General features: G+C 68.6%; 15 protein-coding genes. 9 read left to right on the top strand and 6 right to left on the bottom strand.

Annotation, left to right across the window (positions count from 1 at the left end; translation table 11 throughout):
* Positions 1 to 2: 2 nt before the first annotated feature.
* Positions 3 to 1808, bottom strand: coding sequence for an ABC transporter transmembrane domain-containing protein (locus JHW45_RS16465; RefSeq protein WP_272858663.1), 1806 nt, complete (start codon positions 1806 to 1808; stop codon positions 3 to 5).
* A 73-nt stretch (positions 1809 to 1881) separates the two neighbouring features.
* Complete coding sequence (locus tag JHW45_RS16460) at positions 1882 to 2517, bottom strand: 5'-methylthioadenosine/S-adenosylhomocysteine nucleosidase (RefSeq protein ID WP_272858662.1); 636 nt, start codon at positions 2515 to 2517, stop codon at positions 1882 to 1884.
* 108 nt (positions 2518 to 2625) lie between these two features.
* Here JHW45_RS16460 and zapE point away from each other — a divergent pair, with 108 nt between their 5' ends.
* The gene (gene zapE, locus JHW45_RS16455) at positions 2626 to 3756 is read left to right on the top strand and encodes a cell division protein ZapE (RefSeq protein ID WP_272858661.1); all 1131 of its coding nucleotides are present in this window, start codon (positions 2626 to 2628) and stop codon (positions 3754 to 3756) included.
* An 18-nt stretch (positions 3757 to 3774) separates the two neighbouring features.
* Here zapE and JHW45_RS16450 read toward each other — a convergent pair whose 3' ends face one another.
* The 3 genes from JHW45_RS16450 to accD all read right to left on the bottom strand — a co-directional run bounded on the left by JHW45_RS16450 (position 3775) and on the right by accD (position 7110).
* Positions 3775 to 4680 carry a Hint domain-containing protein gene (locus JHW45_RS16450; protein WP_272858660.1) on the bottom strand — a complete coding sequence of 302 codons (906 nt, stop codon included), beginning with the start codon at positions 4678 to 4680 and terminating at the stop codon, positions 3775 to 3777.
* Between the two features lie 126 nt (positions 4681 to 4806).
* Entirely contained in the window at positions 4807 to 6078 is a 1272-nt protein-coding gene (locus tag JHW45_RS16445; RefSeq protein ID WP_272858659.1) for a bifunctional folylpolyglutamate synthase/dihydrofolate synthase, read from the bottom strand.
* Positions 6079 to 6144: 66 nt separating this feature from the next.
* The gene (accD, locus tag JHW45_RS16440) at positions 6145 to 7110 is read right to left on the bottom strand and encodes an acetyl-CoA carboxylase, carboxyltransferase subunit beta (protein WP_272858658.1); all 966 of its coding nucleotides are present in this window, start codon (positions 7108 to 7110) and stop codon (positions 6145 to 6147) included.
* A gap of 87 nt (positions 7111 to 7197) precedes the next feature.
* Between accD and cls the strand changes: the two genes are divergently transcribed.
* The 8 genes from cls (at position 7198) to JHW45_RS16400 (ending at position 15900) form a co-directional block, all read left to right on the top strand.
* Entirely contained in the window at positions 7198 to 8625 is a 1428-nt protein-coding gene (gene cls / locus JHW45_RS16435; RefSeq protein WP_272858657.1) for a cardiolipin synthase, read from the top strand.
* Between the two features lie 92 nt (positions 8626 to 8717).
* Entirely contained in the window at positions 8718 to 9053 is a 336-nt protein-coding gene (locus JHW45_RS16430; protein WP_272858656.1) for a 4a-hydroxytetrahydrobiopterin dehydratase, read from the top strand.
* A 62-nt stretch (positions 9054 to 9115) separates the two neighbouring features.
* Positions 9116 to 10849, top strand: a complete 1734-nt coding sequence (ilvD, locus tag JHW45_RS16425) for a dihydroxy-acid dehydratase (RefSeq protein ID WP_272858655.1) — start codon at positions 9116 to 9118, stop codon at positions 10847 to 10849.
* A gap of 6 nt (positions 10850 to 10855) precedes the next feature.
* Positions 10856 to 11638: a DUF6478 family protein gene (locus tag JHW45_RS16420; protein WP_272858654.1), complete on the top strand. Its 783-nt coding sequence runs from the start codon at positions 10856 to 10858 to the stop codon at positions 11636 to 11638.
* Between the two features lie 9 nt (positions 11639 to 11647).
* The gene (locus JHW45_RS16415; protein ID WP_272858653.1) at positions 11648 to 12037 is read left to right on the top strand and encodes a hypothetical protein; all 390 of its coding nucleotides are present in this window, start codon (positions 11648 to 11650) and stop codon (positions 12035 to 12037) included.
* A 115-nt stretch (positions 12038 to 12152) separates the two neighbouring features.
* Positions 12153 to 13253, top strand: a complete 1101-nt coding sequence (locus JHW45_RS16410; RefSeq protein ID WP_272858652.1) for a carboxynorspermidine decarboxylase — start codon at positions 12153 to 12155, stop codon at positions 13251 to 13253.
* Between the two features lie 51 nt (positions 13254 to 13304).
* A complete protein-coding gene (locus JHW45_RS16405; protein ID WP_272858651.1) occupies positions 13305 to 14531 on the top strand; it encodes a saccharopine dehydrogenase family protein in 1227 nt (408 codons plus the stop codon).
* A gap of 124 nt (positions 14532 to 14655) precedes the next feature.
* Complete coding sequence (locus tag JHW45_RS16400) at positions 14656 to 15900, top strand: AI-2E family transporter (RefSeq protein ID WP_272858650.1); 1245 nt, start codon at positions 14656 to 14658, stop codon at positions 15898 to 15900.
* A gap of 59 nt (positions 15901 to 15959) precedes the next feature.
* Here JHW45_RS16400 and JHW45_RS16395 read toward each other — a convergent pair whose 3' ends face one another.
* On the bottom strand, positions 15960 to 17240 hold the full coding sequence (locus tag JHW45_RS16395; protein ID WP_272858649.1) for an NAD(P)/FAD-dependent oxidoreductase: 1281 nt from the start codon (positions 17238 to 17240) through the stop codon (positions 15960 to 15962).
* Positions 17241 to 17475: the final 235 nt, after the last annotated feature.

Genomic DNA, 17475 nt, shown 5'->3' with positions numbered 1-17475 from the left:
GGTCAGCCGGCGGCGGTCGCGCGTGCGGGTTCCTGGCCGTCGGTGAACTGCATCCGCGCCAGCCGGGCGTACAGCCCGCCCTCGGCCACCAGCGCATCGTGACTGCCCTGCGCCACGATGCGGCCGCGATCGAAGACGACGATGCGGTCGGCCTTCTTCACCGTGGCCAGCCGGTGCGCGACGACGACGGTCGTGCGGCCCTGGGACAGGCGGGTGACGGCGGTCTGCACCAGCGCCTCGGATTCCGCGTCCAGCGCGCTGGTCGCCTCGTCCAGCAGCAGCACCGGCGCATCGCGCAGGATTGCGCGGGCGATGGCGATGCGCTGACGCTGGCCGCCCGACAGCATCACCCCACGCTCGCCCAACGGCGTGTCGTATCCGTCCGGCAGCGCGGCGATGAAATCATGGGCATGGGCGGCGCGCGCCGCCGCCTCGACCCGCGCATCGGGGGCCTCGGGGCGGCCCAGACGGATATTCTCGCGCGCCGAGGCGGCAAAGATCACCGGGTCCTGCGGCACCAGCGCCATCGCCCGGCGGAAATCGTCGCGGCGCATGTCGCGCAGGTCGATCCCGTCCAGCGTCACCTGGCCCGTGCCCGGGTCCCAGAACCGCTGGATCAGCTGGATCACCGTCGTCTTGCCCGCGCCCGAGGGGCCGACCAGCGCAACCGTCTCGCCGGGACGGATGGTCAGGTCCACGCCCTCCAGCGCCGAGACATCGGGGCGCGAGGGATAATGAAAACTGACCCCTTTCAGCGCGATGGCGCCGCGGACCGGCCGGGGCAGGGGCACCGGATCGGCGGGATCGGCCAGCGCGTCCTCGGCCGTCAGCAGCTCGGCCAGCCGTTCGGTCGCACCGGCGGCGCGCTGCAACTCGCCCCAGATCTCGGACAGCGCGCCGGTCGAGCCGGCGACAAGGATCGCATAGATCACGAACTGCACCAGCTGGCCCGCCGTCATCGCCTGTTCGCGCACGTCGCGCGCGCCGATCCACAGCACGCCGATCACTCCGGCGAAGACCAGAAAGATCACGATCGCCGTCATCAGCGCGCGCGTGCCGATCCGCCGCAGCGCCACGTCGTAGGACCGTTCGGTGACCGTATCAAACTGCGCGATGCTGCGCGATTCGTGGGTATAGGCCTGCACGGTCTGCGCCGACAGCAGGTTTTCGGACGCCGCCCCCGAGGATGCGGCGATCCAGTCCTGATTGGCGCGCGACAGCCTGCGCAGCCGCCGTCCCAGAACGATGATCGGCACAAGAATCGCCGGCACGATCAGCAGCACCAGCCCCATCAGCTTCAGCGAGGTCGCGGCCAGCAGCACCATCCCCCCCGCCAGGATCAGCATGTTGCGCAGCGCGATGGACAGCGACGATCCGATCACCGACTGGATCAGCGTGGTGTCGGTGGTGATGCGCGACAGGATCTCGCCGGTCATGATGCGTTCGAAGAAACCGGGGCTCAGCGTGATGACGCGGGCGAACACCGCCTTGCGGATATCGGCCACCACGCGTTCGCCCAGTCGGGTCACGAAATAATACCGCGCCGCGGTGCCCAGCGCCAGCAGCGCGACGATGATCAGCGCAGCACCGAAATATTCGTCCAGCAGCCCCGCACCGTCGTCGAAATTGTCCACGACGCGGCGCACGGCCAGCGGCAGGATCAGGCTGATCCCCGATGTCAGGACCAGCGCCACCAGCGCCAGCGCGACCTGCATGCGATAGGGGCGCACGAACGGCCACAACGACCGCAATGCCCCAACCCGTTTGCTTGTGGGCCTGTCCTCAAGCGTGCGCGTGCCGCGTGCCATCTCAGCCTGCCGTCCCCTGTCCCCGGATCAGCGGTGTAGGCGCTTGGGCGCGGAAGGACAAGGCGCGGGCCGGTCAGGGGCTGAGGCTGCCGTCGCGCAGGGCCGCGTCCAGCGCATCGACTGCATCGGCCAGCCTGTCGTCGATGACATGCAGATACTCGGTCCAGTCCATCAGCCCGCGCAGCCTGGCCACCCCGTCCGAGATACCCCGCAGCCCGATCAGCGGGATGCCGAAATGTTGGGCCGCGCGCAGATGGGAAAATGTTTCCATATCCACCATGTCCTCGGCGATGCGGGCATAGTCCGGCCCGTTGACGATATTGGCGCCGGTGGACAGGCTGGCGGCAGGCAGGCCGGGGATACGGTGCGGCAGATCGATCCGTGCGGGCAGGTCCAGAAACGGCGTCACCCCCGCCGCGAACCCCAACGCGGTCGCGTCCATGTCGCGATAGGCGACCGCGCCGACCTGATAGATGGCGGCCTGCGTCAGCCGGTTCGACCCCGCCGATCCCAGCGACACGATCAGGCGCGGCGGCGTGGGCATCCGCGCCAGCGCCGCGGTCAGCTGCACCGCCGCCTCGACCGGGCCGACGCCGGTGATCAGCGGCGCGATCCGCGCGCGCAGGGCCGGGCCGTATTCGGGTTCGGCGGCCATTACGAACAGCACCGGAATGCCGGCGACGGTCCGAAGGCGGGGCGTGTCCTGCATGGCGCACCTGTCTTGTGATGCCGGCAGGTGACAACGCGGTGCGCGCGGGGTCAAGCGGGTGCGATGCCATCTTGCGGCGGGATCGGCGCCTGTGGCAGGTGCGTGGCGATGGGCAAGGTCAGCGAACTTTACAGGCAGAAGGTGGCGCAGGGCCAGATCCGGCCCGATCCTGCGCAACAGGCGGTGCTGCCGGAACTGGACCGCGTGCTGGCCGACACGGCGGCCGCGCCCGATGCCGCACGGCACAAGCCGCGCTCGGCGTGGCGGGCGTTTCTGGGCGTGGGCAATCCGGCCTCGCACGCGCCCGCCCCGGGTCCGCAGGGTCTGTATCTGTGGGGCGGCGTCGGACGCGGCAAATCCATGCTGATGGACCTGCTGGCGCAGGCCGCTGCCGATGGCGGACAGACGCGGCGCGTCCATTTCCACGAATTCATGCAAGAGATCCAGGCCGGGCTGGAGGCGGCGCGCAAGCGTCACGAACAGGACGCGGTCAAGCCCGTCGCGATGGAGGTCGCGCGAACCGTGCGGCTGCTGTGTTTCGACGAAATGCAGATCACCGACATCGCCGATGCGATGATCGTGGGACGGCTGTTCCAGGTGCTGTTCGATCAGGGGGTAGCGGTCGTCACCACCTCGAACCGGGTGCCCGAAGATCTGTACAAGCACGGGCTGAACCGGCAATTGTTCCTGCCCTTCATCGAGTTGATCCGCGAGCGCATGAAGGTGGTCTGTCTGGACAGCGAGACCGATCACCGGCAGGGCCGCACCGGCGGCGGGCAGGTCTGGTTCAGCCCCGCCGATGCGCAGGCGCGCGCGGCGATGGACGCGATCTGGGCCGATCTGACCGACGGGGCCGCGCCTCGGCCGCACCAGATCCAGATGCGCGGCCGGACGGTGGAACTGCCGGCATTCGCGAATGGCGTCGCACGGTCCGGGTTCTGGGAATTGTGCGGCAGACCCTTGGGGCCTGCGGATTACCTGGCCCTGGCGCGCGAGGTGCGGGTGCTGATGATCGACGGGATTCCGCGCCTGTCGGCGTCGAACTATAACGAGGCCAAGCGGTTCGTCACGCTGATCGACGCGATCTACGAGGCCGGGGTGCGCCTGATCGCCAGCGCCGCGGACGATCCCGAACAGCTGTATAACGAAGGCGAGGGCAGTTTCGAGTTCGAACGCACGGCCAGCCGCCTGCGCGAGATGCAGGACGCCGACTGGGGCGCATCGCCCAAGGATGGCTGAGCGCGGCTGATGCGGCCTTCAGTCCAGGGCCATTTCGGCGCGCATCCTTGCATAGTCGCGATGCTTGATGAACGGCCGGGCCGGCGTCATCGGGTTGCTGCCATAAGCGATCTGCGGAAAACACGCGATCAGGCCAAGCCGTTGCGGCACCGACAGCGCGCGCACCGCCATCCTGCCGGTATAGAACGATTCCATCGGCGCGCCCTCGGCAAGCACGATCTCGTGCGTGGCAAAGGCGATGTGAACCAGCCGGAAATCGCCGCCGGGCGGGCGCAGCGTGACGCCGGGCGTGCCGGCCATCATCAGGTGACGGGCCGAGATCAGGTATTCCGCGCCCCCGGCATCGGTCACGACCACGCGATGCTGCGGCGAGACATCGGTATCGCGACGCGGCAGGCCCGCCCCCAGGGCCGACGCACCGATCCGCACGGGCCGCTTGTTCGGGGTCAGATCCAGATCGGCTTGCGTCACAGGAGTCGCGTGGGTCCAGATCAGCATTTGCGGGCCGTGATCGCGGGTCAGGACCGGATCGCCCGGCCGCAATGCCTCGACCGGCACCTCGCCCTGCGGCGTCGCGATCATCGTGCCGGCCAGAAAGCAGATGTTCAGATCGCTGATCCGGGGCGAGGATCGGGCGGAGTGCAGCCCGGACAGCATCTCGCCGATATCCTGCCCGTCGCGATAGGCGTCCTGTGCATACAGCGTGCCGGTATCGGTTCTGCCGGTCTGGGCCGAAAACAGCATCGGCGGGACGGTCTGGTCTTCCGTCAGGCGGAACGGCTGGCCGGTAAAGGCGCTCCAGTCGCGGCGGTCGATGGCGCCGTCGTCGTTCTCATCGATCGAAAACGACAGCGGCGTCGAATCGCCCTGAACGATCCCGTTCCGGACCCGCGTCTGGTAAAGCCTGATATCCGTGACCGCCATGAACCGCCCGAAAATGCGCCAGACGCAGCATAGCAAGGGCAGGATCGCGCCGCAGCCTGAATTTGCCGCCAATCCTTGCCGTTTTCGGCAGGTGGTCCGGCCCCGTCCGGCGCCCCCTGCGGCGATTCAGCCGTTTTCGCGCAGCACGCGCCCCGCAAGATACAGCGAGCCGCAGACAAGGATCCGCGCCGCCGGTTCGGTCTGCGCGATGCCCGCGACGGCGGCCGTCGTGTCGGTCGCGGTCCGGGCGGGGATTCCGGCCTCGCGCGCAAGCCGGGCCGTGTCGGCGGCGGGCAGGGTGTTCGGCTCGTCCGGGATGTCGATGGCGGTCAGGCTTTCGACATGCGGCGCCAGCGCGCGCAGATAGCCGGCGACATCCTTGGTGTTCAGCATCCCGCAGACCAGATGGGTCGGGCGCGGCGGCAGAGCGGCCAGCGTCTGGGCCAGCGCGCGTCCCCCGGCCGGGTTGTGGCCGCCATCCAGCCACAACTCCGCCTGCTGGCCGGCGGCGCGGATCAGCTTGCCGTGCGCCAGGCGCTGCATCCTTGCCGGCCATTCGGCGCGGGTGACGGCGGCGCGGGCCTGATCGTGCGTGGCGCCCAGCATCCGCAGCGCGGCCAGCGCGGTTCCGGCATTGCCGATCTGGTGCGGGCCGATCAGCGACGGCGCGGGCAGATCCCACAGCCCGGTTTCGTCCTGAAACACGATCCCGTCGCGTTCGGGCGCCACATGCCAGTGCTGGCCATGGACGAACAGCGGCGCCGTCAGCCCCGAGGCCCGCGCCTCGATCACGCGCAGGGCGGCATCCTCTTGCGGGCCGACGACGCAGGGAATGCGCGGCTTGATGATGCCGGCCTTTTCCGCCGCGATCAGCGGCAGCGTGTCGCCCAGAAACTGCGTGTGGTCGATGCTGACCGGGGTGATGACGGTCAGTTCGGGCGCGGCGATCACGTTCGTGGCGTCCAGCCGCCCGCCCAGCCCGACCTCGAGCAGGGTGACATCGGCGGGCACGCGCGAGAATGCCAGAAACGCGGCGGCCGTCGTGATCTCGAAATAGGTGATCGGCAGGCCGCGATTGGCGGTTTCGCATTCTTCCAGCGCGGCGGCCAGATCGGCCTCGGCGATCAGGGTGCCGGCAAGCCGGATGCGTTCGTGAAAACGCGCCAGATGGGGCGATGTATAGGCATGGACCCGCGCCCCCCCGGCCTCCAGCCCGGCGCGGATCATCGCCAGCGTGCTGCCCTTGCCGTTGGTGCCGGCGATATGGATCACCGGCGGGATGGCGCGTTCGGGATGGCCGAGGGCCGCCAGCAGCCGTTCCATCCGGTCCAGCGACAGGTCGATCACCTTGGGGTGCAGCGACATCAGGCGGTCGAGAATGGCGTCCGAATGGCTCATGATCGCAACGCCGGGGGCTGTCTGCCCCCGGACCCCCGAGGATATTTCGACACCGAAGAGACCCGGTCAGCCGGCCCTGGCCGCGCCGGTCTTTTCCGGGGTGCGGGTCTTCGCGTCGGCCTTGACCTCGATGGCGGGCGCGGCCGAGGGGGCGGGGGGCGGAAGATCGGCCTTGGTCGGGGCGGGCAGCCGGCCCAGCATCCGCAGGATCGACACCAGCTCGTCGCGCAGGGCGCTGCGATGCGTCACCCGGTCCAGCATCCCGTGTTCCAGCAGGTATTCGGCGCGCTGGAACCCTTCGGGCAGTTTTTCGCGGATGGTCTGTTCGATCACCCGCGGGCCGGCAAAGCAGATCAGCGCGTTCGGTTCCGCGATCTGGACATCGCCCAGCATCGCGTAGGAGGCGGTGACCCCGCCCGTGGTCGGATGCGTCAGCACCACGACATAGGGCAGCCCGGCCTCGCGCAGCATCTCGACCGCGACGGTGGTGCGCGGCATCTGCATCAGGCTGAGGATCCCCTCTTGCATGCGCGCGCCGCCGGCGGCCGAGAACAGCACCAGCGGCCGTTTCCGCCGCAGCGCGCGTTCGGCGGCGGCGATGATGGCGTTGCCGACATACATCCCCATCGAGCCGCCCATGAAGCTGAAATCCTGCGCCGCGGCGACGATGGGGGTGCGCCCGATCTCGCCCTCGGCGACCAGCATCGCCTCTTTCTCGCCGGTGGCTTTCTGGGCGGCGCGCAACCGGTCGGGATATTTCTTCTGGTCGCGGAACTGCAGCGGATCGGCGACCGGGTCAGGCACCTTGACCTCGACAAAGGCGCCGCCGTCGAACAGCGCCGCAAAGCGGTCGCGCGGGCTGATCGGCAAATGGTGGTCGCAATTGGTGCAGACGTTCAGATTGTCCGACAATTCGCGGTGAAACAGCATGGTCCCGCATTCGGGGCATTTGGTCCACAGGTTCTCGGGCACTTCGCGGCGCGAGAACAGCGAATTGATGCGCGGGCGGACGTAATTTGTGATCCAGTTCATCGGCGGCGTCCCTGCCTGTGTCAGGCCCCAGATAGGCCGGGCCGCGGGGAATTGCAATTGCCGGGTCCGGCGCGGATGATGCGCGCCATGTGGACGACCTTCCTGTTCCTGATGCACACGGCCCTGACCCTGGGGTTCATCGCGCGCGTGCTGATCCGGCCGCGGCTGGACCCGTCGGTGCGGCTGGCCTGGATCATGGTGATCGAGGCGGTGCCGCTGGCCGGCATCGTGGCCTATCTGCTGTTCGGCGAGGTGCGGATGAACCAGGCCGAGGTGCAGCGCATGGCCGATGTGCGCGACCGTCTGACCGGGCTGCGCATCCCCAGCCCCGAGGTCGTCGCCGACCCGCCGAATTTCGCCCGTCCGGTGGTGGCCGCCAACGCCGCGGTGGGCGGGATGGACGCGCTGTCGGGCAACCGCATCGTCCTGCTGGACGAGGATGACGCGGCGATCGACCGGCTGGTCGATGCCATCGACCGCGCCCGCGACCATGTCCATATCGTGTTCTATATCTGGCTGCCCGACCACAGCGGCACCAAGGTCGCCGAGGCGGTCGAACGCGCCGCGCGCCGCGGCGTCGCCTGCCGGGTGATCGTCGATGCGCTGGGCTCGCGCGCGCTGGTCCGCGCGCCGCAATGGCGGCAGATGCGCGAGGCGGGGGCGGAATGCGTGACCGCCTTTCCGTGGGGCCTGCCGTTCATCAGCGTCCTGTTTCGCCGGCTGGATCTGCGCAACCATCGCAAGATCCTGGTGGTCGACAACCGCATCGCCTTTACCGGCAGCCGCAACTGCGCGGACATGGCCTTTGCCGTGAAGCCGCGTTTCGCGCCCTGGGTCGATGTGCTGTTCTCGGTCGAGGGGCCGGCGGTGCGGCAGTTGCAATCGGTCTTTCTGGGCGACTGGATGAGCTATACCGGTCGCGATCTGGGCGACATGCTGAAGACGGTCGATCCGGTGGACACGCCCGGCGTGACGGCGCAGATCGTCGCCACCGGCCCGGACCGGCGCGCGGGCAGCGTGTCGGACTGCCTGTCGGGGATGCTGCATGCCGCGCGCGAACGGGTGGTCATCACCACGCCCTATTACGTGCCCGATGTCGCGCTGGACGCCGCCATCCGCGCGGCCGCGCGGCGCGGGGTCGAGGTGACGATGATCCTGCCCGCGCGCAACGATTCGCTGGTGGTCGGCGCGACCAGCGAGGGGTTTTATTACGGCTTGCTGGCCGCCGGCGTGCAGCTGCGCCTGTTCCGGCCCGGTCTTCTGCATGCCAAGATCATGACCGTGGACGGGCGGATGGCGATGGTCGGCAGCGCCAATCTGGATCGCCGCAGCTTCGAGTTGAACTACGAGGTCAACATGGCGATCTTCGATCAGGGGCTGGTGGCCGAAATCGACGCGCGGCAGGACAGCTATCTGGACCGCGCGGACGGGATCACCCTGAACGAGGTGCGGAACTGGAGCGTGCTGCGCCGGCTGAGAAACAACCTGCTGGCGCTGGCCTCTCCGCTGCTGTGACGGCAACCCAAGACTTGCGCGGCGGGGCGGGACGGGGTCTGCTGGCTGCAATCGGTGCCGCGCCGCCGAACCATGGGGAAAGGACAAGCGACATGACCGACTATCTGGCCGCGAAAACCTGCCAGCCCTGCACGGGCGACATCGCCCCCTATGACCGGCAGCAGGCCCAGGACATGCTGGACCGGCTGGACGGCTGGAGCCTGTCGGCGGATGGCAGCACCATATCCCGCCGGTTCGAGTTCAAGGGATTCCTGAAAGCGGTCGAGATGGCGAATCTGGCCGCGTGGCTGGGCAACAAGCAGGGTCACCACCCCGACATCGCCTTCGGCTGGGGTTATTGCCAGGTCAGCTTTACCACCCACGCCGCCGGCGGGCCGACCGAAAACGACTTCATCTGCGCCGCCCGGCTGGACGCGCTGGTCGCCTGACGCTTGTTCCGCTGCGCGGGGCGGTCTATTCCCAAGGCGAACCGCATCACCGGGGGAACACGATGAAGAACGAACGCTTCGACAAGGCCCGCCTTCCCAGCCGCCATGTCACCGAGGGTCCGGCCCGCGCGCCGCATCGCAGCTATTTCTATGCGATGGGGATTTCCGAGGACGAGATCCACAGCCCCTGGGTCGGCGTCGCGACCTGCTGGAACGAGGCCGCGCCGTGCAACATCGCGCTGAACCGGCAGGCGCAATCGGTCAAGCAGGGCGTGAAGAAGGGCGGCGGTTGCCCGCGCGAATTCACCACCATCACCGTCACCGACGGCATCGCCATGGGGCACGAGGGGATGCGGTCCAGCCTTGCCAGCCGCGATGCGATTGCCGACACGGTGGAACTGACCATGCGCGGGCATTGCTATGACGCGCTGGTGGGGCTTGCCGGCTGCGACAAGTCGCTGCCGGGGATGATGATGGCGATGGTGCGGCTGAACGTGCCGTCGGTCTTCATCTATGGCGGCTCGATCCTGCCGGGCCGGCTGAACGGGCGCGACGTGGTGGTGCAGGACGTGTTCGAGGCGGTGGGCCAGCATCAGGCCGGCAACATGTCGGATGCCGAGCTGGACATCCTGGAACGGGTCGCCTGCCCCTCGGCCGGGGCCTGCGGCGGGCAATACACCGCCAACACCATGGCCTGCGTGTCCGAGGCGATCGGGCTGGCGCTGCCCAACAGTTCCGGCGCGCCCGCACCCTATGAATCCCGCGATCAATACGGCCTGGCCTCGGGCGAGGCGGTGATGGCGCTGATCGAGAAGAACATCCGCGCCCGCGACGTGGTCACGCGAAAATCGCTGGAAAACGCGGCGCGCGTGGTGGCCTGCACCGGCGGATCGACCAATGCCGGTCTGCACCTGCCCGCCATCGCCCACGAGGCCGGGATCGATTTCGACCTGTTCGACGTCTGCGACATCTTCCGCGACACGCCTTATTTCGTGAACCTGCGGCCGGGCGGCGAATATGTCGCCAAGGATCTGTACGAGGCCGGCGGCGTGCCGGTGGTGATGCGCGAGCTGCGCAACGCCGGCCTGATCCACGAGGATTGCATGACCGCCACCGGCCGCACCATCGGCGAGGAACTGGACCGCGTCGACCGCGAGGTGGACGGCAAGGTGATCCACCCCGCCGCCACGCCGCTGTCCAGGACCGGGGGCGTCGTCGGGCTGAAGGGCAATCTGGCGCCGGACGGCGCCATCGTGAAGGTCGCCGGCATGAAGGCCGAGGATCAGGTCTTCTCCGGCCCGGCGCGGGTCTTCGAATCCGAGGAAGAGGCGTTCGCCGCCGTCCAGCGCCGCGAATACCGCGAAGGCGAGGTCATCGTGATCCGCAACGAGGGGCCGGCAGGCGGGCCGGGCATGCGCGAGATGCTGGCCACCACCGCCGCGCTGTCGGGGCAGGGCATGGGCAAGAAGGTCGCGCTGATCACCGACGGACGCTTCTCGGGCGCCACGCGCGGCTTCTGCGTCGGCCATGTCGGGCCCGAGGCCGCGCATGGCGGACCCATCGCGCTGCTGCGCAACGGCGACAGGATCACCATCGACGCGGTCAAGGGACAGATCAGCGTCGATCTGTCCGACGACGAACTGGCCGCCCGCAAGGAAGACTGGTCCGGGGCGCGGCCGACCGATTACGCCGCCGGGGCGCTGTGGAAATACGCGCAGCTTGTCGGCGGCGCGCGCTGGGGGGCGGTGACGCATCCCGGCGCGGCGGCGGAAACCCATATCTACATGGATCAGTAGACAGCGATGGCGGGCAAGGCCCAGGACTGGCTGTCGCGGCGGCTGCGCGACCGGGCCGTGCGCCACTGGGACGCGCAGGCCGATGCGCTGGCCCGGCGCAACCGCGTGCCGCCGCCGGACCTGCGCGATCAGGCGGCGGCGCTGCACCGGTCGCTGACGCGGTTCCTGCAACTGTCGGATTCGCGCCTGCCGCGCGGCGGCGGTGCCTCGCTGGCCGTCCTGCCGCCCGGCACCGACTGGCAGTGGCGTCCGCTGATGCTGCGCGGCCGGATCTCGCCCGACACGCTGTCCGCGCCCGCCGACGGCCAGCCCTTGGGGGACGAGGTGACGCTGTTTCACGACTGCCCCCACCGCGCGCTGATCCTGCGCCAGCGCCGCAACCGCCGGGCCACCGATCTGGCGCCCTATTGCCTGACGCTGGAGATGCTGGGATTCTCGGGCAGTTATCTGTCGCTGGCGCTTGCCGTGCCGCCCGATGCGCGGCAGGGCTTCGACCGCCATCGCATCGTCCGGCTGGACGCGCTGCTGCAATCGGAACGCGCCATCCGGATCTATGCCCGGCTGAACATCGCGCAGGGTCCGAACACCGAAACCGTCCTGCGCCAGCTGGGCGATCCGGTCGAGGGGCGCGACTGCGCGCGCACGGTCGAATTCGATCTGGGCTTTGCCGATCTGTCGGACCGCGCGGTGGACAAGGTCTGGCTGGACCTGCTGTTCGAGGCGCCCTACATGAACGCCGTCACGCTGAGCGACGCGGTTCTGTCGCGCCATTCCCGCGCCGAGATATAGGGACGATCCATGCCGATTTTCGAAAGCCACGGCATCAGGGGCGGCGTCTGGTCCGGCGTTCTGCGCGGCGATCCGCGCCCCGCCCGTATCTGCGCGACCTGCCTGGGCGAGGTGGTGGCCGAGGCAAGCCTGACCGACAGCGCCGACGGCGATTGCCGGGTGCGGCTGGACCTGCCCGCCTCGCTGATCTCGGACGGTGTGGCGACGCTGGTCCTGGTGGCCGATCCGGGCGAACCCGGCGCGCCGGTCAGCGCCGCGTCGCAGCGTCTGGACCGCGTGACGCTGGCGGCGGGCAAGCCGCTGGATCAGGATCTGGCCGCCGAAATCTCGGCCCTGCGGGCCGAGATGGATCTGCTGAAACGCGAATTCCGGCGTCTTGCCGCCAGCCTTCGGGACTGACCCCGACACCCGCCCGGCAGCGGCCCTGCACCCCCCTTCGCTTGCGGACAGGGGCCGGCGTGGCTATATCGGGCCTTCCGCTTTCGCCCCCACGGTCTTTGCCCCAAGGATCAGCATGACGCAGCCGCAGACCCCCTTCTATCTGATCGACAAATCCCTGCTGCGCGCCAACATGGAAAAGATCGCGCGGCTGCGCGACCGCTCGGGCGCGCGGGCGTTGCTGGCACTGAAATGCTTTGCGACCTGGTCGGTGTTCGACCTGATGCGCGACTACATGGACGGCACCACCTCGTCGTCGCTGTATGAATTGCGTCTGGGCGCCGAGGAGTTCGGCAAGGAAACCCACGCCTATTCCGTCGCCTGGGCCGATCACGAGATCGACGAGGCGGTGTCCCATGCCGACAAGATCATCTTCAACAGCCTGGGCCAGCTGGACCGCTTTGTCGGCAAGGCTGGCGGCATCGCCACCGGGCTGCGGCTGAACCCGCGTTTTTCCACCAGCGGCTTCGATCTGGCCGACCCGGCGCGCCCGTTCAGCCGCCTGGGCGAATGGGACATCGCGCGGCTTGACGCCGCCATGGACCGGATCAGCGGCGTGATGATCCACTATAACTGCGAGAACGCGGATTTCGACCTGTTCGACCACCAGCTTGGCCGCATCGAATCCGAATTCGGCGACATCCTGCAAAGGCTGGACTGGGTCAGCCTGGGCGGCGGCATCCATTTCACCGGCGACGGCTATCCGCTGGACCGGCTGGCCGACCGGCTGGCCGCGTTCAGCCAGAAACACGGCGTGCAGGTCTATCTGGAACCGGGCGAGGCCAGCATCACCGGCACCACCACGCTGCAGGTCAGCGTTCTGGACCTGATCGACAACGGCAAGCAGGTGGCGATCGTGGACAGCAGCATCGAGGCGCATATGCTGGATCTGCTGATCTATCGCGAGACGGCCAAGCTGCCGCAGGACGGCCCGCACGAATACCAGATCGCCGGCAAGACCTGTCTTGCGGGCGATATTTTCGGCGATGCGCGTTTCGCCCGTCCGCTGAAGATCGGGGACCGCATCGGCATCGCGGACGCGGCAGGCTATACGATGGTCAAGAAGAACTGGTTCAACGGCGTCGCCATGCCCGCCATCGCGATCCGGGAAGAGGACGGAACGATCCGCACCGTCCGCAGCTTTTCCTATGACGAATACAAATCCAGCCTGTCCTAGGGCGTCCCGCTTAACCCTGTGACCCCTCTTTCCCTGTGAAAGGAGTCTGAATTGGCCAAGAAGAACCTCCTCATCATCGGCGCGGGCGGCGTCGCGCAAGTGACGGCGCACAAGGTCGCGCAATGGGCGGCGGAATTCGGCGATCTGAACATCGCCAACCGCACCAAGGCGCGCGCCGACGCCATCGTGGACAGCCTGCGCGACAAGGGCCACAAGATGCCCTTCACCAGCCACGCGCTGGACGCCATGGATGCCGATGCGGTCGAGGCGCTGATCCGCAAGACCGACGCGAGGATCGTCATCAATGTGGGCACGGCCTTCATCAACATGACTGTGCTGGAAGGCTGCATCCGCGCCGGCGCCGCCTATATCGACACCGCCATCCACGAGGACCCGGCCAAGGTCTGCGAAACGCCGCCCTGGTACGCCAATTACGAATGGAAGCGCCGCGAGGATGTCGAAAAGGCGGGCATCACCGCCGTTCTGGGTGCCGGGTTCGATCCCGGCGTCGTGAACGCCTATGCACGATTCGCCGAGGATGAGTATTTCGACCGGATCGACAGCATCGACATCGTGGACGTCAACGCCGGCAGCCACGGCCGCTGGTTCGCGACCAATTTCGACCCCGAGATCAATTTCCGCGAATTCACCGGCACGGTCTATTCCTGGCAGAACGGCGAATGGCAGGAAAACGCCATGTTCGAGGTCGGGCGCGAATGGGATTTGCCGGTCATCGGCAAGCACACCGCCTATCTTTCCGGCCATGACGAGGTGCACAGCCTGTCGGCGCGGTACAAGGATGCCGATGTGCGGTTCTGGATGGGCTTCGGCGATCACTACATCAACGTCTTCACCGTGCTGAAGAATCTGGGCCTGCTGTCCGAACATCCCGTCACCACCGCCGAGGGGCAGGAGGTCGTGCCGCTGAAGGTCGTCAAGGCGGTGCTGCCCGACCCGGCCAGCCTTGCGCCCGACTACACCGGCAAGACCTGCATCGGCGATCTGGTCCGGGGCCGCCGCGACGGGGTCGAGGGCGAGGTGTTCATCTACAACGTCGCCGACCACAAGGATGCGTATGACGAGGTCGGCAGCCAGGGCATCAGCTATACCGCCGGCGTGCCGCCCGTGGCCGCCGCCATCCTGATCGCGCGCGGAAGCTGGGACGTGGGCCGGATGGTCAATGTCGAGGACATGCCGGCCCGCCCGTTCCTGGAACTTCTGGGCCGGATGGGCCTGCCCACGCGGGTGATCGACGCCACGGGCGATCACCCGATCTGACGGCTGCGCCCGCACGGGCAGAACAGCGCGGGACCGCCGCGGTGGGCCGGAACAATCGGCCCGCAGGCGGCGTTCCGGATCGGCCGACAGCGATAATCGCGCGGCAGCAGGGGGGAATTTGCCGATGAAGCGACGGGACGGTCACCGTTTCCCGCGCCGAAGCCCGGATGAGGGCGCGGGCGGCAGCGGTGTCGCCAACTGGGCCGTCGTCGGCATCTTCCTGATTCTGGGATTTGCCGCCGTCGCCGCCGCGCGCGATTTCCTGATGCCGGTGACGATGGCGATCCTGCTGTTCTTCGTCTTCACCCCGCTGCGCCGGTTCAACGAACGTCGCGGCATCCCCGATGTCGTCACCGCCGCCATCGTCACCCTTGGCATCCTGATCGCCGTGACGGTGTTTGCCTATACCGCCAGCGGCCCGATCAACCGCGCGGCCGAGAATATCCCGACGATCAGCGCCCAGCTTGAACAGAAATTCCAGCGCGTCCGCGAATCGATGCGCGAATTCCAGCAGGCGGCGAAAAAGATCGACGACGTGCAGGCGACCGAGGACGAGGACGCCGCCGCACAACCCACGATCCGGGTCGAGGAAGACGGCGATTCGACGTTCGAGACGGTGCTGAAACTGACGCCGCAGCTGCTGGGGCAGGTGCTGTTCACCCTGATCCTGATGTTCTTCATGATCGCGTCGGGCGATCTGCTGTATCTGAAGATCGTGCAAAGCTTCGATTCCATGCGCGAGAAACGCAGCGCCTATCTGGCCCTGCGCGAGATCGAGGATTCGCTGGGCAGCTATCTGGGCGCGATCACGATCATCAACGCCTGTCTGGGCCTTGCCGTGGGGCTGGCGATGTGGGCGTGGGGCATGCCCGGCGCGGTGCTGTTCGGGCTGGGCGCGTTCGTTCTGAACTTCATCCCCTATCTGGGCGCGATCGCCGGCGTCACCATCGCTGCCATCGTCGCGCTGGTGATGCTGCCCGGCCTGTTCTGGCCGGCGATGGTGGCGGGCACCTATCTGGCGCTGACCGCGCTTGAGGGGCAGTTGATCACGCCCTATTTCGTCTCGCGCCGCTTGCAGATGAACACGGTCGTGGTGTTTCTGGCCGTCGCGCTGTGGGCGTGGCTGTGGTCGGTGCTGGGCATGGTGATCGCGGTGCCGGTGCTGGTCGTGCTGCGGGTGCTGGCCGACCACGTTCCCGGATGGGAAAAATTCGGCAATTTCCTGGCCGGAGAGGACCCCCCCGCCATCGAGGACGACGACGAGGAAGAGGCCCGCGAAATCGTCGAAAGCGGTGCCGTGGCCGAGGATCAGCCCGCCGCGCGCAGCGCCACCGCCGGGCTGGTCCGCGACCGCCCCGAACAGGGCTGATGATCCCGTCCGGCGCGGGAGTCCGGGACTGGCCCCTGTGCATCGACTGCCGGGCGCGGTCAGCGGAACGGCACAGGCCCCGCCAGATGCGCCAGCGTCGCGCCGGTTTCGTAACAGATGCCGCGCAGCGCCGTCATCCGCTCGTCATGCGCGGCCGAGACGGGCAGGGGCAGCGCATCCTCGTCCCCCTCCAGCAGGGCCGCGGCGGCGGCGGTGCCGAACACGGTGCCGGGCGCGATGCCGCGACCGGAATAGCCAAAGACGTTCAGCCCGCCGGGGCCAAGCCGGACGATGCGGGGCACGTGATCGCCGGTCATCGCGATCCGGCCGCGCCAGACATTGGCGAAGGGCTGACCCGCCAGTTCCGGAAACAGCCGCCGCAGCTTGCGCCGCGCCCAGGCCGCATGGACCGGCCCGCCCGCCCCCTCGACATTGCCGATGGCGCCCAGGATCAGCCGGCCGTCGCGATCCATCCGCAGCGATGTCATCACCGTGGCGGTGTCCCAGCACCCCTCGCCGCCCGGCAGGATGCGGCGGCGCAGGTCCGGGGGCAGCGGCGCGGTCGCGAATTGGCTGAAGCTGACCGGCACGAATTGCGGCCCGGCGCTGCCCGACAACGCGTCGTGATAGGCGTTCGTGGCCATCAGCAGCAGGGGCGCGCGGACAAGGTGCCCGCCGCTTTCCACCTGCCAGACCCCGGCCTGATGCCGGATCGCGGTCGCTTGCGCGTTTTCGTGCAGGCGCGCGCCGGCCGCGCGCGCGGCCCGCGCCAGACCCCGGCAATAGGCCAGGGGCTGGATCGTACCCGCGCGCGGGTCCCACAGCGCGCCGTGGAAACAGGCGCTGCCGACGCGGCGCGCGGTTTCGGCGGCGTCCAGCAACTGCACCGGCGCGCCCAGCCGGTTGCCCTGCCGATGCCGGCGGCGCAGATCGCGCAGACCGGCAGGCGCATGGGCCAGATGCAGCGTGCCGCGCCGCACCGGGTCGCAGTCGATGTCCTCGCGCGCAATGATCCGCCACACCGTCGCAGGCCCCTCTGCCAGCGCGCCCAGCAGCCGATGCCCGGCACGCTCGCCGGTGATGGCCAGCACATCGTCGGGCGGCAGCCACAGCCCGGCATTGACCAGGCCCACGTTCCGGCCCGATCCGCCATGCCCGATGGTCCGCGCCTCCAGCAGGATCACGCGCGCCCCGCGCCGCGCCGCCTCCAGCGCGGCGGAACAGCCGGTAAAGCCGCCGCCGATGATCACCAGATCGGCGCTGGCATCCTCGGCGATCCCCGGCGCCGCAAGCGTTTCGGCGCTGCTGACGCGCCACAGATTCGTGTCAGGTCTGCTCATCGCATCGTCCCATCCTGCACCGGCAAGAGCGGTGCGCACCCCAGATGTGACATGCCGGTTGCGCCTGCGCCAGCCCTGCGCGATCGCCCCGCAGACCGTTCCCGCGCCGCCCCTCGACGGCGCGGGCGGGCAGGGGTATCACATGGCGCGGAAAGGATGCGGCGCGGAGGGAACCCGGCGCGGAACCGCAGGGAACGCAGATGGCAACGATGCTGACAATGCGGCGCGCGGCACC

It is taken from the genome of Paracoccus stylophorae, assembly GCF_028553765.1.
GTDB lineage: Bacteria > Pseudomonadota > Alphaproteobacteria > Rhodobacterales > Rhodobacteraceae > Paracoccus > Paracoccus stylophorae.
This window is presented reverse-complemented; position numbering and strand designations above follow the sequence as displayed.

What these genes read in the sequence shown, in the direction of transcription:
- JHW45_RS16465 (WP_272858663.1), bottom strand. Translation starts at nt 1,808, where the DNA reads ATGGCACGCGGCACGCGCACGCTTGAGGACAGGCCCACAAGCAAACGG.
- JHW45_RS16460 (WP_272858662.1), bottom strand. Translation starts at nt 2,517, where the DNA reads ATGCAGGACACGCCCCGCCTTCGGACCGTCGCCGGCATTCCGGTGCTG.
- zapE (WP_272858661.1), top strand. Translation starts at nt 2,626, where the DNA reads ATGGGCAAGGTCAGCGAACTTTACAGGCAGAAGGTGGCGCAGGGCCAG.
- JHW45_RS16450 (WP_272858660.1), bottom strand. Translation starts at nt 4,680, where the DNA reads ATGGCGGTCACGGATATCAGGCTTTACCAGACGCGGGTCCGGAACGGG.
- JHW45_RS16445 (WP_272858659.1), bottom strand. Translation starts at nt 6,078, where the DNA reads ATGAGCCATTCGGACGCCATTCTCGACCGCCTGATGTCGCTGCACCCC.
- accD (WP_272858658.1), bottom strand. Translation starts at nt 7,110, where the DNA reads ATGAACTGGATCACAAATTACGTCCGCCCGCGCATCAATTCGCTGTTC.
- cls (WP_272858657.1), top strand. Translation starts at nt 7,198, where the DNA reads ATGTGGACGACCTTCCTGTTCCTGATGCACACGGCCCTGACCCTGGGG.
- JHW45_RS16430 (WP_272858656.1), top strand. Translation starts at nt 8,718, where the DNA reads ATGACCGACTATCTGGCCGCGAAAACCTGCCAGCCCTGCACGGGCGAC.
- ilvD (WP_272858655.1), top strand. Translation starts at nt 9,116, where the DNA reads ATGAAGAACGAACGCTTCGACAAGGCCCGCCTTCCCAGCCGCCATGTC.
- JHW45_RS16420 (WP_272858654.1), top strand. Translation starts at nt 10,856, where the DNA reads ATGGCGGGCAAGGCCCAGGACTGGCTGTCGCGGCGGCTGCGCGACCGG.
- JHW45_RS16415 (WP_272858653.1), top strand. Translation starts at nt 11,648, where the DNA reads ATGCCGATTTTCGAAAGCCACGGCATCAGGGGCGGCGTCTGGTCCGGC.
- JHW45_RS16410 (WP_272858652.1), top strand. Translation starts at nt 12,153, where the DNA reads ATGACGCAGCCGCAGACCCCCTTCTATCTGATCGACAAATCCCTGCTG.
- JHW45_RS16400 (WP_272858650.1), top strand. Translation starts at nt 14,656, where the DNA reads ATGAAGCGACGGGACGGTCACCGTTTCCCGCGCCGAAGCCCGGATGAG.
- JHW45_RS16395 (WP_272858649.1), bottom strand. Translation starts at nt 17,240, where the DNA reads ATGAGCAGACCTGACACGAATCTGTGGCGCGTCAGCAGCGCCGAAACG.